This window comes from Paraburkholderia fungorum (genome assembly GCF_046027215.1).
Classification (GTDB): domain Bacteria; phylum Pseudomonadota; class Gammaproteobacteria; order Burkholderiales; family Burkholderiaceae; genus Paraburkholderia; species Paraburkholderia fungorum_D.
In genome coordinates, this window is the sequence record NZ_JAQQEN010000001.1 from 2,235,485 (window position 1) to 2,250,919 (window position 15,435).

The 15,435-nt window shown below is 62.2% G+C and carries 13 protein-coding genes; 7 read left to right on the forward strand and 6 right to left on the reverse strand.

The window, feature by feature from the left end; all coding sequences use genetic code 11:
• Positions 1 to 312: 312 nt before the first annotated feature.
• Both PQR27_RS09890 and PQR27_RS09895 read right to left on the reverse strand, forming a co-directional pair.
• Positions 313 to 2,076 (reverse strand): MOSC domain-containing protein, encoded by a 1,764-nt coding sequence (locus tag PQR27_RS09890; RefSeq protein WP_408523479.1) that lies wholly within the window; start codon positions 2,074 to 2,076, stop codon positions 313 to 315.
• 346 nt (positions 2,077 to 2,422) lie between these two features.
• Positions 2,423 to 3,325 carry a LysR family transcriptional regulator gene (locus tag PQR27_RS09895; RefSeq protein WP_408523480.1) on the reverse strand — a complete coding sequence of 301 codons (903 nt, stop codon included), beginning with the start codon at positions 3,323 to 3,325 and terminating at the stop codon, positions 2,423 to 2,425.
• A 99-nt stretch (positions 3,326 to 3,424) separates the two neighbouring features.
• On the opposite strand from PQR27_RS09895, the gene PQR27_RS09900 reads away from it, so the two are divergent.
• From PQR27_RS09900 to PQR27_RS09910, 3 genes are read left to right on the forward strand one after another with little or no spacing between them, the layout of a single operon-like run.
• A complete protein-coding gene (locus tag PQR27_RS09900) occupies positions 3,425 to 4,729 on the forward strand; it encodes a CitMHS family transporter (RefSeq protein ID WP_408523481.1) in 1,305 nt (434 codons plus the stop codon).
• Between the two features lie 25 nt (positions 4,730 to 4,754).
• Positions 4,755 to 6,113, forward strand: a complete 1,359-nt coding sequence (locus tag PQR27_RS09905; RefSeq protein WP_408523482.1) for an acyclic terpene utilization AtuA family protein — start codon at positions 4,755 to 4,757, stop codon at positions 6,111 to 6,113.
• Between the two features lies 1 nt (position 6,114).
• The gene (locus tag PQR27_RS09910) at positions 6,115 to 6,450 is read left to right on the forward strand and encodes an AtuA-related protein (RefSeq protein ID WP_408523483.1); all 336 of its coding nucleotides are present in this window, start codon (positions 6,115 to 6,117) and stop codon (positions 6,448 to 6,450) included.
• Between the two features lie 154 nt (positions 6,451 to 6,604).
• On the opposite strand, the gene PQR27_RS09915 is transcribed toward PQR27_RS09910, so the two are convergent.
• The 3 genes from PQR27_RS09915 to PQR27_RS09925 form a co-directional block, all read right to left on the reverse strand.
• A complete protein-coding gene (locus PQR27_RS09915; protein WP_408523484.1) occupies positions 6,605 to 6,928 on the reverse strand; it encodes a hypothetical protein in 324 nt (107 codons plus the stop codon).
• Positions 6,929 to 7,083: 155 nt separating this feature from the next.
• Positions 7,084 to 7,332, reverse strand: a complete 249-nt coding sequence (locus PQR27_RS09920; RefSeq protein ID WP_408523485.1) for a hypothetical protein — start codon at positions 7,330 to 7,332, stop codon at positions 7,084 to 7,086.
• A 177-nt stretch (positions 7,333 to 7,509) separates the two neighbouring features.
• On the reverse strand, positions 7,510 to 7,986 hold the full coding sequence (locus PQR27_RS09925; RefSeq protein ID WP_408523486.1) for a hypothetical protein: 477 nt from the start codon (positions 7,984 to 7,986) through the stop codon (positions 7,510 to 7,512).
• Between the two features lie 584 nt (positions 7,987 to 8,570).
• Here PQR27_RS09925 and tcuA point away from each other — a divergent pair.
• The 4 genes from tcuA (at position 8,571) to PQR27_RS09945 (ending at position 14,601) form a co-directional block, all read left to right on the forward strand.
• A complete protein-coding gene (tcuA, locus tag PQR27_RS09930) occupies positions 8,571 to 10,052 on the forward strand; it encodes an FAD-dependent tricarballylate dehydrogenase TcuA (protein ID WP_408523487.1) in 1,482 nt (493 codons plus the stop codon).
• Between the two features lie 48 nt (positions 10,053 to 10,100).
• Complete coding sequence (locus PQR27_RS09935; RefSeq protein ID WP_408523488.1) at positions 10,101 to 11,606, forward strand: MmgE/PrpD family protein; 1,506 nt, start codon at positions 10,101 to 10,103, stop codon at positions 11,604 to 11,606.
• A gap of 155 nt (positions 11,607 to 11,761) precedes the next feature.
• A complete protein-coding gene (locus tag PQR27_RS09940) occupies positions 11,762 to 13,156 on the forward strand; it encodes an MFS transporter (protein ID WP_408523489.1) in 1,395 nt (464 codons plus the stop codon).
• 38 nt (positions 13,157 to 13,194) lie between these two features.
• Positions 13,195 to 14,601 (forward strand): MmgE/PrpD family protein, encoded by a 1,407-nt coding sequence (locus tag PQR27_RS09945; protein WP_408523490.1) that lies wholly within the window; start codon positions 13,195 to 13,197, stop codon positions 14,599 to 14,601.
• Positions 14,602 to 14,708: 107 nt separating this feature from the next.
• Here the strand turns inward: PQR27_RS09945 and PQR27_RS09950 are convergent, their stop codons facing one another.
• Complete coding sequence (locus PQR27_RS09950) at positions 14,709 to 15,434, reverse strand: GntR family transcriptional regulator (RefSeq protein ID WP_408523491.1); 726 nt, start codon at positions 15,432 to 15,434, stop codon at positions 14,709 to 14,711.
• Position 15,435 lies beyond the last annotated feature (1 nt).

The window sequence follows — 15,435 nt, forward strand, 5'->3', positions numbered from 1 at the left end:
CTCCTCAAAAGCGCTACAGCGCATCGAAAAAACCATCGCAGTGCAGGCAGACGTGCATTGTCAGATCGCCATTGCGCACCGGGCCCCGTCGGGAACAACGCTAGTTAGTGTAAATGGCAATAACGGTGACGTCGCCTGATGCGAGGAAAAGGACATTTTCGTTTGGCTCATCGATTGAGCCTCATTCCTTGCCTGGGCCGCGAAATACCGCGACGAGCTTGTCGATAGTACGATCAAGTTTAGTACGCGCGTCCAAAGAGAGCATGGACCGCATCCTGACCGCGCCTCCTCTGCCCGTACTCGCGACGCCGCTCAGAGGTCGATTACCACGTCACCCCGCGGCGAGGCGCAGCAGATCAGGACATTTCCCTTAAGAGGTGGGTCGAGTGGATCAGGCTGGTACGCGACGGGCCCGCAAATCAGTCCGCTCTCGCATGTGTGACACACACCGGTGCGGCAGGCCCAGCGGACCGGAACGTCACATGCCTCGGCCAACTCCAGGATGCTCCCGTAGGCTGACGCATTCCAGCGTGCGGCGATGCCACTGCGGGAAAAAGATATCAGCGGCCCACTATTCGCCTCGTCTTTGGGCGGATGCGGAGCGCGTGTCGATCTGCTGACGATGCCGGGATTCAAGGACTCGCCCCCGTTGAAGATTTCGGCGTGAACCTGTTGCGGTGCCACACCCAGGTTCGCAAGCGCATCTTTCATATCCGCCATGAAGCTTGGCGGTCCGCAGAGATAGATGTCGGCCTCCCGGGAGACGCCCGCCTCATTGAGCACCGCGTGCGACAGATGACCGGTCGCGTCGAAATTCTCACCCACCTGGTCATGCGCGTCTGGCGCGCTATAGCAGATATAGCTGCGGCCATGGCACAGCGCGAGCATGAGACGGTGAGCTTCGGCGGCAAACGGGTGATGTTGCCCGTCGCGCGCCGTATGCATCCACAAGACCTGTCGTGTTGACCGAGCCGCGGACAGCGAGTGCAGCATTGCCAGAACGGGCGTCGCGCCGATTCCCGCGCTAAGGAGCACCACGGGCCCGTCTCCCGGCTTGAGAACGAAACTTCCGCGCGGAGCGCTGACGTCGAGCACGTCGCCTGGCCGGACATGCTGCCGCAGGTAGGTTCCCGCCGCACCATGCGGCTCGATCTTCACGCTGATCCGATAGCTTTCAGTCGAGAGCGAACCCGAAAGCGAGTAGCTGCGGAAAAGCGATGGCCCTCCATCGACCGGTTGGAGGCGTAACACTACGAATTGGCCGGGTAGGGCCTTCTGCAGCGGTTGTGCGTCTGTGCTCCTGAATGTCAGTGAGAGGACGTCTACGGCTTCCTGCTCGATCGCCGTCACCTTAAGCGGTCGAAAGCCTGGTGTAACAGGATGCGAAGCCGCTGCAGGTGCAAGCCCGGCATTTCCCGTCGTCGCACCTTTCACGGAGCTCTGCAGCAAGGCTTCGAACGACCCGCGCCATCCGGGGGAAAGCGCGTCTATTCGCAACGCGCGCTCCAGCCGGTAGCGCGAATGATCGGGTGAATACAACAGGGCGTTGATTTCGGCGATAGTCATTGGCTCTTCGACCTCTGCTACCTTCACGATCTCGTCGCCAGCGCCCACTTCGCCTTCCTGCAAGACGCGAAAGTAGAACCCTGGCCGGCCGCTGCCCGTCAGGAATGCCGGCATACGGGGCTCATTCATCCGGATGCCGACACGATAGCAGGTGACACGAGGTTGAGTGACCTCGAACACTGCGCTTCCGATCCGATAGCGGTCGCCTATGCAGACCTCCAGGTCAGGCATGCCCTCGATCGTGAAGTTCTCGCCGAACTGTCCGTAGGCGAAGTCGGTCCTGCTCAACCGCTCCTGCCAATAGCGATACGATTCTATCTGGTAGACGAAGACAGCTCGATGCTCGCCTCCGTGTCCGGTCAGATCGCCTTGCCCGTCGCCTTCCAGATTCAGTCGCCTCGCCTGACAACGGCCTTGCACGGGCGTCTTCCAGATCCCGGTGTGCACAGTGCGGCCCTTCCACGCTATGTCGCGCGGAAGTCCGACGTTCACCGATAGCAGTCGAGCCATGTTTCGCCTCCGGGGCCAACTACACGTTCGCCCGACGTCAACCCGTCACATTTTGTACTCCCGGCGCACTTCGGCGGTGGCGAATTCGCGATCGGGGCCGTGTGGGACCACTGTCTGGCTGAAGGGCTCACACTAGCGCCAAACTGTGGCGTTTTCAAGTTGGACAGCGAGCACGGAGTGCCCTGACAGTGCGCGTGTGCAAGGCATGGAGTAGTGCGTTCGGCGATAGACGACCTTGCCAATCAGGCCTGCACGAATCAGCTTGGGACTGACGCATGGTTGAGTGAAGGGAACAATTGAATTGCCGCGCCTATACCGACGTAAATGAAGAACAGAGGGAGATTGATCAAGACGGTGAACGCGCCGCGAGCCTGTCGACCAGCATCGCAACGAACGTTTCGGTGACAGGCGGCAACGTCCTGCCACGCTTTTTGATCAGCGCGATCGGGCGCAAAAACGCAGGATCGTCGACAGGACGGACCTTCAACTCCGGCTCCGCCCGGACCTCGCGAGCCGAAGCCGGCAAGATCGTCACACCCAGTCCTGCACGCACCATCGCGACGGCCGTCATCATGTAGGTCGGCTCGCAGGCGATCTCGGGCGTGCAACCAGCGTTGGCGAACGCATCATCGACAACTGCTCGCACGCTCGTACCCGGAGCGGTCAGGACAAGCGGCACGCTGGCGAGGTCCGCGAGCGCGATGCGCTTGCGCCGCGCGAGCGCGTGACGCTCCGGGAAAACGGCGACAAGGCGATCAACGCCGGTGTGCAGAACCTCAAACGCCGTATCCGTGAATTCGCCGCCGGTAAGACCGATGTCAACTTCCTCATTGCGCACCAGCGTGTCCACCATGCTGGCGACGACGTCGCGCACATGAAAGCCGGCGCGCGGCACCGCTTTCCTGACCTGCTGTATCAGTTCCGGCAACACGCTCGCCGCGAACGTAGGCAGACAGGCGATGCGCACCACGCCGCTCGACCCGTCGCCGAGCGCACGTGCATCGATCAGCACATGCTCCATGTCATGCAGCGACTTCTGCAACAGCGGCAGCAACTCACGCCCGGTTGGCGTCAGCGCAACGTTGCGGCTGTTGCGATCGAAGAGCCGTACGCCGACCGTCTCTTCCAGCCGCCGGATCTGTACGGTCAACGCCGGTTGCGACAGATGCAGCCGCGTTGCCGCCCGCGTGAAACTGCCTGTCTGCGCGACGGCGATGAAAGCACGGATATCCCTTAGATTCAGATCCATGATGTTTTGTAATTGCTGCAATCAAATCATTTCAATTGTTTTATCGCAGCTTCGAACTTACGCTGGACTCCATCAAAAGACAACATTGGAGACAAGCACATGCTGCCATTACTGGGGCTGGCGACCATCGCCGTGCTGCTGGGCGCGATCCTGTCAAAACGGATGTCGCCGCTGGTGGCGCTCATCATCGTGCCGATTGCAGCGTCGCTGATCGGCGGATTCGGCTTTCAGACGAGCAAGTTCGTGATCGACGGACTCAAAAGCCTGGCGCCAGTCGTCGGCATGTTCGTGTTTGCGATTCTCTACTTCGGCACGATTACGGATGCCGGCACGCTCGACCCGATCATCGACCGCATCCTGCGCGCGGTCGGCACGCGGCCCACGCGAATCGTGATGGGCACGACACTGCTTGCGTTGCTGATTCACCTGGACGGCTCGGGCGCCGTGTGCTTTCTTGTCACGATTCCGGCGATGCTGCCGCTGTACGACCGCCTGAAAATGGATCGACGCGTGCTGGCGGCTGCTGTGTCGATGGCCGCCGGCATTAATTTTCTACCCTGGACCGGGCCGATGATCCGCGCGTCTGCGTCGCTTCATCTGCCGATCTCAGCGCTCTTCAATCCGCTGATTCCGGTGCAGGCAATCGGTTTCGTGTTTGTCTTCAGCGTCGCGTACTGGCTTGGCCGGCGCGAGGAAAAGCGCCTCGGCCTCACGGGTATGGACGGCCATGTGCCGATGCCCAAACGCGAACTGACGCCCGACGAGCAGGCGTTGCGGCGGCCGAAGAATTTCTGGTTCAACATCGTGCTGACCGTAGTCGTGCTCGGAACGATGGTCGTGATGGGCGAGAAGGTGCCGCCGGCCATCATGTTCATGGTCGGCCTGTGCATTGCGCTAATGGTCAACTATCCGAACGTCGACATGCAGCGCAAGCGTATCGACGCGCATGCACGTGCGGCATTGATGATGGCCGGCATTCTGCTCGCTGCGGGCGTGTTCACCGGCGTGCTGCAAGGCAGCGGCATGCTGAAGGCGATGGCGCAGGCGGCCGTCGGCTTTGTGCCGCCGGCGATGGCCGGTCACATTCCGGTCGCACTCGGCCTGTTGTCGATGCCGCTCAGCATGCTGTTCGATCCGGACTCGTTCTACTTTGGCGTGTTGCCGGTGATCGCCGAAGTGGCCGGGCAACTCGGCGTGCCTGCGGTGCACGTGGGGCAGGCAGCGTTGCTTGGCCAGATGACGACCGGCTTTCCCGTCAGCCCGCTCACGCCCGCTACGTTCCTGGTGGTCGGCCTGTGCGGCATCGATCTGGCCGATCATCAGAAATTCACGTTTCCACTGCTGTTCGGCGCGTCGATCGTCATGACGATCGCGTGCGTCGCGCTCGGCATTTTCTCCTTGTGAGATTCACTGAACGGATGAGGTCAGCATGACTGCCACTCAAGACAATCGCCGTGTGCGGATCGGCGCGGGCGCCGGTTATTCCGGCGATCGCATCGAACCCGCTGTCGAACTCGCGGAACATGGCGCGCTCGACTTTCTCGTCTTCGAATGCCTCGCTGAACGGACGATTGCCATCGCGCAGCAGGCGCGACGCAAGGATCCGCAACTGGGCTACGACCCGTTGCTCGCAGCGCGGATAAACGCGGTGCTGCCGGCGGCGATCCGTCACGGCGTGCGGATTATCTCGAACATGGGCGCGGCCAATCCGCTCGCGGCCGCGCAAAAGACCGCGCAAATCGCGCGCGCGCTCGGTCTGGAGGACGTCAGGATAGCGGCGGTCACGGGCGATGATGTACTCGATGTCGTGCTGCAGGGCGACTTCCGTTTCGAAGAATCGGGCGACCGCGTGGCATCGTACAAGGACCGCATCGTGTCGGCGAACGCTTATCTGGGGGCGTCCGCCATCGTCGATGCGCTCGCGGCGGGCGCGCAGATCGTGTTGACAGGCCGCGTCGCCGATCCATCGCTTTTCGCGGCTCCGCTGATCCATGCTTTCGGCTGGAGCATGGATGACTGGAACACGCTGGGACAGGCGACCGTCGTCGGGCATCTGCTGGAATGCGCGGGGCAGGTGACGGGTGGTTACTTCGCCGATCCAGGCTTCAAGGACATTCCTGATCTCGCGCGACTCGGCTTTCCGATTGGCGAAGTCGGGGCCGACGGTTCGGTTGTCGTTACCAAGGTGCCGCACGCGGGCGGACGCGTGACGGAAGCGACATGCAAGGAACAGCTGCTGTACGAAATCCATGACCCGCAGCGCTATTTGCAACCCGATGTCGTCGCTGACTTCTCGCAGGTATGCGTCGCTGAAGAAGCGCCTGACCGGGTCCGTGTCACAGGCGGATGCGGCACGCCACGCACCGGCACGCTGAAGGTATCGGTTGCGTACGTCGACGGATTCATCGGCGAAGGGCAGATCTCGTATGGCGGCCCGGGTGCGGTCGCGCGTGCCCGGCTCGCACTCGATATCGTTCGCGAACGGCTGGCGCTGACAGGCGTGCAGACAAGCGAGTTGCGCTTCGACCTGATCGGTGTGAACGCATTGCACGGCGAAACGGCGGGGACGCGTGCCGCGGAACCGTACGAGGTGCGCGCACGCGTGGCGGGGCGCACTGCGACGGCGGCACAGGCCGTGCTGATCGGCAACGAGGTCGAGACGCTATATACGAACGGCCCGGCGGGCGGTGGCGGGGTGACGAAGTCGACGCGCGAGGTGCTTGCGGTGCAGTCGATACTGTTGCCGCGCGAGCACGCGAAGCCGGCATTTTCATTTGTGGAGGCGTGACATGAAACTACGCGAAATCGCGCATTCGCGCACGGGCGATAAGGGCAATACGCTGAACATATCGGTCATCTGTCATGACGCGCGGAACTACGATCATTTGCGCGCCGCGTTGACTGCTGAGCGCGTCAAGATGTTTTTAGGCGATGTCGTGCTCGGGGATGTGGTCCGCTATGAGTTGCCGCGTCTTGCCGCGTTCAACTTCGTGCTTGGCAATGCACTGGGCGGAGGAGTAACACGCTCGCTCGCGCTCGATGCGCACGGCAAATCCATGAGTTCGGCGCTGTTGGATCTCGAGGTTGAGGATGTGACCCAGGTTAGTGACGCGCCGCAAATGTAGGCCTCTTTTGCAGAAGACCGGCTGCTGTCAGAGCCGTCGTCGAGCCAGGTCCAGTCGACGGGTTGCTGAGCTTCGACTATCGTCGTCTGCGCGATGTGCCGCTCAGGTTTCCACGCGTACGGTCTGCGTCGGGCACGGTTCGCCTGAAAGTCAGTCAAGGGGCCGAGCGCGCCGTCGCAAACCGTTCAAACAGCATGCGCGGCAGGATCAGTCCAACGGTCATGGCCAGGAGGATCAGGAACGCCGTGGCGCTGTTCGCCACGACGGCCGGGACAAGGTCGGCCGACGCGCGCGGTCCGAAGGCGACCGGCTCAAGCAGCGTGCTTGCGGCACGGAACAGGAAGAAGCCCGGCATCATTGAGACGACCGCAGAGAAGCCGACTGCGGCGAAGGGGAGGCGTGCGACGTCCAGCGTAATCCGTGTGCGCGCAAGATCTATCGCGCCGTTGAGGATATGCGGGCCGGGAACCAGCACCATACAGGGGCAAAACGCGACGAGCGATTGCGCATCTGGAAGATGGCGGCGACGTCTGGACGGCGAGGACTTTGCCCATGTCTATGCCTGGCGGCTCGGCCGGGACGATTTCGGAGTCGTCGCGTTCTTCGCGGATCGCGCGACCATCGACCGATCGCTCACGCCGCAAGCGCGTAGGCGAGCATCGTTGGCCGGTTCGCCTTTGCCGGGAACACATTCCACGAACCGTCATCGTGCCGGAAGAAAACGATGGTCAAACTTCCGTCCGCACGCGCCGCCCCGATGCGCACGTAGCGCCTTCCATCCGTTCGTGTTCGACTGAACTCCATCACGTGTATTGTCACCACCGCGGGAGGTCCAAACCACTTGCCGACCAGCGTTCGCAAGCACTTCTCGCCGGAACCCATCTTGCACTCCTCTGACCGCGGCGCCACCATCAGCGCTACTCACTACGCTTTGATAGTAGTCAGCGCGACACAGGGTGGCTATTACATAAAGCTGGAACTCTGGTGTAGCGCTATAGCGGTGATTCGAGTCGCCTGAACTGCGATCGACAAACGTTGCTGGTTTGCCGGAGCCACCGTTCAACGCATATCTATTTTCTGGTCAAAGCATTCTATGCAACGGCTTGACCGAATCAGAAATGCCAGCATGACAACGGCGCACTTGCCTAGAGTGTCGATCGTGTAAAGACACATACCCAACGGTGTAAGCGTGATATGCGAGACCAGCATAAGGACGCTTGCAATGGATCCGGCCCCGAAGAGAACATAGAATTGAAGAAGGAAGCTGCGGATAAAAATCTCTGCGCTGCAGGCAAGCGTGGTCCACATCGCGGTAGCCGCAACGAAAGCCATTGCATCGTTCAGGCTCTCGATGCGAAGCAGCTCGACCGCGAGTTCAAAAAGCGAAAAGCCAACGGTGAGAACGAGCGTCATGTCGAACAGCGACGGGCAGTGGGGCACAGCGTTCCTATCGGGCACGTGACGCTCTGCATGCTTATCGTGGACGGCAGACTGGAAATGCATGCTCTGCCACTTGTAGACAGGATTCCAGTCCATCGAGACCTCCCGGTGCGTGTACGAATGACGCCGCGAATAGAAAAAGCTAAAGGAAGCGGGCGTTTGCCGCTTTTCGCGAAACATGGGGTGGCCTGCACGTTTTCGCGCATCCTCATACGAAGCAGGCGCGGCGGCGTTGACAAGAGAGCCGGATTTGCGCCAATGCTCGACCTCGACTTGATCATAGGTAGCGAGCTTGCGGGCCGCTACTACATGAATGTGGAGTGCATCCGGGTTTGAACGGGAAGAGGAACTCGAATGTAGAGGTCCTGCACGCGCCCGAGGTGGGCGAGCAGCTTGCCGTACGCGGGCGTGAGCAACGAGGCGAGGCAACTGAACGCGGCCCGGCTTGCTATGTGTTACGGCGTCGGTGTGACGCCGGTGCAATCCTTTCCCAACCCTATCAGGGAATGTACTTATTAGAGTACTTGTGTATACAGAAGTATCCTGAAATCGAACATTGAGGGAAGATCCATGCCGCGACTGGATTTCCCGCCCGGGAGCCGCGGACGTTCTTCCCGCGCCGATGTGAACGGCTTGTGCGCCCATTTGCTCTGCAGGATGTCGACGACAGGAGTTTCACAATGGCAGGCTATGACGTGATCGTAGTAGGGGCGGGCAATGCTGCGCTGGCGGCGGCAGTGTCCGCACGCGAAAACGGCGCTGCACGCGTCGTGGTTCTGGAAAAAGCACCACGCGCCATGCGCGGCGGCAATACGCACTGGAGCGGCGGCGTATTGCGCTTCGCGTTCGACGATCCACGCGAAATCGGGCCGCTATTGCCCGGCGTCGAGAAGGAATTCGACGATTTCTATGCGGGCATTCAGCCTTACACCCGGGACGACTTTCATGGCGACCTGATGCGCGTGACGAGTGGTCAGACGGATCCGGTGCTGTCGCACGTGCTCGTGGACAATTCGAAAGACACCGTGTTCTGGATGCACGAAACTGGCCAGATCAAGATGGAGCCGGCCGTCAGCCTGACCGGCGTGCGCAAGGGCAATCAGATCATCTGGGCGCGCGGGCTGGTGGTGCGCGCGGAACATGAGGGCGTCGGCTTGTCGCGCGGCTGGTTTGCGGCGGCCGAGCGGATGGGCATCGAGGTGCGCTACGGCACGGCGGTGACGGCCTTGCTGCAGGACGAAACAGGGCGCGTCTGCGGCGTGCGCATCCGTGACGACGAAGGCATGCGCGACTTGAGCAGTCGCGCCGTCGTGCTCGGTTGCGGTGGCTTCGAGGCGAATGTGCAGATGCGCACGCAGCATATCGGTCCGCTAGTCGGCGGCGCGAAAGTGCGCGGCACGCCTCACAATCAGGGCGATGGCCTGCGGATGGCGATGGCGATCGGCGCCATGCCATGGGGACAATGGAGCGGTTGCCACGCAACCCCGATCAGCGCCGACTGGGGTAATTTCGCGCCGCGGGAATTGACGGATCGCAGCAACCGGCTGAGCTACCTGTACGGCGTGATGATCAACCGCAAGGGCAACCGTTTCGTCGACGAAGGCGAGGACGGCGCGATGTTCACCTACGCCAAATACGGCCGTGCGATTCTCGCCGAGCCCGGCGCGAAGGCTTATCAGCTGTTCGATTCGAAGACGGTCCATCTGCTCGAGCCACGTTACTCCACCAGCGATCCGTTGCAGGCCGACACGCTCGAAGCGTTAGTCGAGCAACTCGATATCGACGACAAGCCGCGCGCGCTGAAGACACTTCAGGAATACAACGCCGCGGCTCATGATGCTGCGGACGGCTTCGATCCCACGGGCAAGGACGGGTTGAGCACGCAAGGACTCAGCCCAGACAAGACAAACTGGGCATTGAAGCTCGACGCGCCGCCGTTCTATGCATACACGGCGACGGGCGGCATCACGTTCACATTCGGCGGCGTCAAAGTCGACGAAGAGGCCCGCGTGATCGGCACTGACTGGCGTCCGATTCCCGGCCTCACGGCCTGCGGCGAGATGGTCGGCGGCCTCTTCTACGACAACTACCCGGCCGGCACCGGCCTCGTCTCGGGGGCGACCTTCGGACGGATTGCGGGACGCACGTCAGCGCGCATTTAGTGCAAGATCGGCCAATCCGCAGCAAAAGATCAGGCGAATGAGATGACCATGACATCACGCACAGCCTCTGAAATTCCCGACAGTACCGACGAATGCGACATGCCGGTCACGCTGCGTCTGGCGCGCAGGATCCACGCGTTCGGCACGAGGGACGTCACGCCGCGTGCGCTGGTGGCGGCACGTACGGCATTCATCGACACGATCGGCGTCACGCTCGCCGGTTCGGCCGAGTTGTGCGTGCGCATTTTGCTGGATACGCCAGGCGTTGCCGAAGCACCGGGCAAGTGCTCGGTATTCGGCACCGCCCGCAAGACGTCCGCGCTCGACGCGGCGCTCGTGAACGGCACCGCCTCGCACGCGCTCGACTACGATGACTTCAGTCAGCCGATGGGCGGCCACCAGTCCGTGCCACTCATCGCGCCGTTGCTCGCACTCGCCGAGGAGCGGCAGCTGCGAGGCGACGCGGTCATTGCGGCCTACGTGATCGGCATCGAGACAGAAATCCGCGTCGCCCGCGCGGTCAATTTCCATCATTACGACAAGGGATGGCATCCGACTTCGACGCTTGGCGTGTTTGGCGCAGCGGCCGCAGCCAGCCATCTGCTCAAACTCGACGTGGACAGAACCGCCACCGCGCTGGCGATCGCGGCGTCGCTGGCGGCAGGGTTGAAGGCGAACTTTGGCACGATGGTCAAGCCTTTGCATGTCGGGCATTGCTGCCGCGACGGCTTGCTCGCCGTGCTGCTCGCGCAACGCGGGTTCAGCGCGAATGCCGCGGCGCTCGAGCACAAGCAGGGCTTCTTTAACGCGTTCAACGGTCCAGGAACTTACGACGCCGAGCGGATTTTCGACAACTGGTGCGCGCCGCTCGAAATCGAAAGTTCGACGCTGGGCCTCAAGCAGTTTCCCTGCTGCGGCAGCACGCATCCCGCGATCGCGATGGCGCTGACGCTGGTTCGGGAAGACAACGTCAAGGCTGACGACATCGAAGCGATTCATATCCAGTCGCATCCCCGTCGTCTGCCGCATACGGACAATCCCGAACCGCAGACCTCGCTCAACGCGAAATTCAGCGTGCAGTACGCGGTGGCGCGAGCGTTGCTGGACGGTGTCGTGCGCCTCGAGCATTTCGAGGGGGACGCACATCGCGATCCGCGCATCCGGCGTCTGCTTGCGATCACGCGCACAGACCCGCATCCCGGGATGCCGGAGGATTCTCCGCACCAGTTCGGCGCGGAAGTGACGGTGACGATGCGCGATGGCCGTGTGCTGTCACGCCGCATCGACGATCTGATCGGTCGCGGCGGCGATCACCCGATGTCAGATGAAGAACTGTGGGAGAAGTTTTCCGATTGCAGCAAGCGGGCGATCGGCTCGTCGGAAGCGCTCTCGCTTTACGAGAGACTCGAATCGCTGGAAGCGGTCACGGACATCAGCCAGCTCGCGCGGCTGATGACGAGGCGCACCTTGCCTGGCGGCGCTGAACCCGGGCGCGACCTGAAGATCGCGGCGGCGCCGGGCAATACCCTCGTGGAGACGTCGTGGGTACCGTGATGGCTGGGGCGTAAGGTCTGTATTGCACCAGGCAGGACCGCAGGCGACACTAAAACTACGGATGGAGACAGATATGCTGAACGCTTCCTTTGCGTTTGATGTAGCAGGCGCACTTCGTAGTGGTCGCGAATGGGCCGCGGCGCGGGGGGTGTCCCGTGAATGACGAACTGATTGCCGCGCGGATCGACCGCTTGCCGGTGTCGCGTTTTCACCGGCGTCTGCTGCTTCTCGTCAGCCTGCCGTTCTTTTTCGACATCAGCGATATCTTCACTTTTTCGTACGCCGCGCCGGCGCTCGTCAAGGAGTGGGGGCTCACGATGTCGAGTATTGCGATGCTGACGTCGGCGGGCTTCTTCGGCATGTTTCTCGGCGCGACGCTGGGCGGCATGCTGTCCGACAAGATCGGCCGCAAGCGCGCGCTGATCTACTACGTGATCGCCTACTCGGTGTTCTCGCTCGCCAATGCGCTTGCACCGGACATCCCGATGCTGATGATCACGCGCGTGCTGACGGGCGTCGGCATTTCGTCGGCGACGGCGGTTGTGATGGCGTACATTGCCGAACTCTTCCCAGCGAAAACCCGCGGCACCTGGCAGGGCTGGGCGATGGTCATTGCGCTGATGGGCATTCCGATCACGAGTTGGGTCGCCCGGCTGGTCGTGCCGTCCGGGCCGAACGGATGGCGCTGGATTTTCGTATGGGGCGCGCTCGGGATCGTTTTCCTGCTGTTCACGAAGCATTTCCCGGAATCGCCGCGTTGGCTCGCGCGCCAGGGCCGCATGGAAGAAGCGGACCGCACGCTGAAGCTGATCGAAGCGGAGGTCGAGCTGACGACCGGGCCGTTGCCCGAAGCGGTCACGATTAACCGGCCGGTTGAAGTGCGCGCGCACTGGACCTCGATGTTCAAAGGCCAGTACATCGGCCGCACGATGACGCTGTGGGCGATCTGGATCTTCCAGACACTCGGCTTTTACGGCTTCCAGGCGTGGGTGCCGACCCTCCTCGTGCAACACGGCATCACGATCGTTCACAGCCTCACCTACATCACGCTGATCAACATCGGCGCGGTGCCCGGCGCGCTGATCGCCGTGTTTCTCGCGGACCGTTTCGAACGCAAGTTCAGCATCGCCGCGGCAGCCGCGCTGATCGCCGTGTTCGGGCTGTTGTACGGATTGAGCTTCCAGCCTGTGCTGATCGTGTCGTTCGGGTTTCTGGTCGGCATGTTGATCCAGACCTTCGCGGCCCTCTGCTATGCGTACACGCCGGAACAGTATCCGACCGATATCCGCAACACAGGCGCCGGCTTCGCATACGGGATGGGGCGGCTCGCGAACGTCGGCAACTCGTTCATCGTCGCGGCGATCTTCGTGAACTTCGGCTACGTGTGGGTGTTCGTGTACATCGCAGGCGCGTGGCTCGCGACGGCTGTCATCACCGTGCTGTTCGGCGCGAGAACGACAGGGCGCCGGCTCGAATCGATCAACCCCGTGCTCGCGCAAACGCCCGATAACCCGCTCGATACACCCATTCTCCGGCCAGGCGACCGTTGATGACGCCCACTTCGACTTCAGACCAGGACGTTGAACCTATGACGACGGCCGACTCTCGCGCCCAGAACGAAATGGGGATTGCGCGCGCATTGGCGGAATTCGCCTGCGCACTCCAGCCATCCGCATTGCCCGCTGAACTTCGGCGCAAGGCGACGCATCACATCACCGATGCGATCGGTCTCGCGTTCGCGTCCCATCACTTTCCGTTCGCCGCGCCAGCGCTGCGTGGGTTCGAAGCGGCCGGCTCGCGTGGCGATGCGACAGTGATCGGCAGTTCGCAGACGCTCGCGCCACGCGATGCGGCGCTCGCGAATGGCTTCCTGATTCATGGGTTGGATTTCGACGACACGCATCCGCTCAGCATCGTGCATCCGACGGTTGCCTGCCTGCCGGCGGCACTCGCGATTGGGGAAGCCGTCGATGCGGAATGGGACGAATTGCTCGCTGCATACGTGGCCGGGATGGAGACGGCAATCCGGATCGGCGCGGCCGTGAAAGGCGGATTTCATCACGCGGGCTTTCACGCGACCGGCATTGTGTCCCACTTCAGTTCGACGATTGTCGCCGGCAAGCTAATGGGTCTCGACGCCGCACAACTAGTCGCCGCGCAAGGCATTGCGGCGAGCACCGCAGCGGGCGTGCAGGTGTTTCTCGAGGAGGGCGCGTGGACCAAACGCATGCATCCCGGCTGGGGCGCGCTCGCGGGCATCACCGCAGCGCATCTTGCGCAGAATGGTTTTGCCGGACCGTCGCGGCCCTATGAAGGCCGTTTCGGCCTGTTCGATTCGCACTTGCAGCAGCACGTGGCCGAGGTCGATGCCGCTTCGATCAGCGCGGGTCTGGGCGAACGTTGGGCCATGCTCGGTACGGCAATCAAACCGTACCCCGTGTGCCACTTCATTCACGGCTGCGCGGAGGCCGCGCTGTTGCTGCAAGCTGGCTTGCCGAACGCCGTCGGCATCGACGAAGTGATCTGCATGTTGCCGGCGCCGACCATGCCGATCGTCGCCGAACCGGCCGCTTCGAAGATCGTGCCCCGCAACGACTATGAAGCGAAATTCAGCACGCAGTTCGTTGTCGCGACGTGCCTGTTGCGCGGCCGCTTTGGTCTCGCAGAACTCGAAACTGGCAGTCTCGCTGATCCTCAGATTCTTCAACTGGCGAGCAAGGTGCGTTGCATCGTCGATCCGGATACGGAGTTTCCGAAGTATTTTTCGGGGTTGGTGACGGTTCGGCTGAACGATGGCACCGAGCGGACCCAGCATGTGCCTGTCAATCTCGGCAGCGGCGCCCGCGCGCTGGACGAAAATGCGATTGCCGCCAAGTTCCGCGGTACCGCTGGGCTGCGTCTGTCGCAGGACAGAGTGGATGCGCTGCTCGACGTGCTGCTCGCGCCCGGTCGGCGCAAGGTGCGATCGCTGACGCGTCTATTACGTGGCGCCTGAGCAAGCCTGAGCAAGCCTGAGCAAGCCTGAGCAAGCCTGAGCAAGCCTGAGCAAGCCCAGCAGGCAGCGCCGGGCTTACGTCAGCACCTTTAGTACCTTTGACACCTTCAGGCACCGCCGCCTGGGCGCGCACTGCTCGTGTCCATTTCAGCGCCAAATAGCATCTGCAAACGGAGTTCCGTTGCCGCGGCCACGTGTTGGTGCGCAGCACGCTCCGCACCATCGGCATCGTGCCGCGCGATGCACGCGACGATTTCCTTGTTCTCTTTTAACCCGCTCCTGATTCTCCCGGGCACCGAATAGGTGGTCGAGCCAAGCAGACCTAGCGCATCGATCAGCACATTCGAAGTCTTGTATAAATACTCGTTGTGCGCCGCCGCTACGATGATTTCATGCAGTCGGCGATTGACCGAGGCGACCTCGTCGGGAACCTTCAGGCGCTCGAGTTGCGCGATGACCTGCTGCATTGACAGGATCTCGATGGGCGATGCCTGCTCCGCCGCGAAGCGGGCGGCCGCGCCGACCAGCACTTTGCGCATCGCGTAGAGCTCCATCACCTGTTTCGGCGACAGTTGCACGACGACGAAACCGCGCGGCGGCGCGAAGCGCACAACCCCCTCGCTTTCAAGCCGTTTCAGCGCTTCACGCACCGGCGTGCGGCTGACGGCGAGGCGCTCGGCGATATCCGTTTCGCGCAGCCGGTCTCCGGACGCGAGTTGACGGTCGCGAATCTCCTGACGCAACTGCGCATACACGTATTGCGCAAGCGAGCCTTGCCCGAAATCCGTCGTTAGTTCGGCGTCGCCGATCGTGGCACTGGACTTTTCACTCACA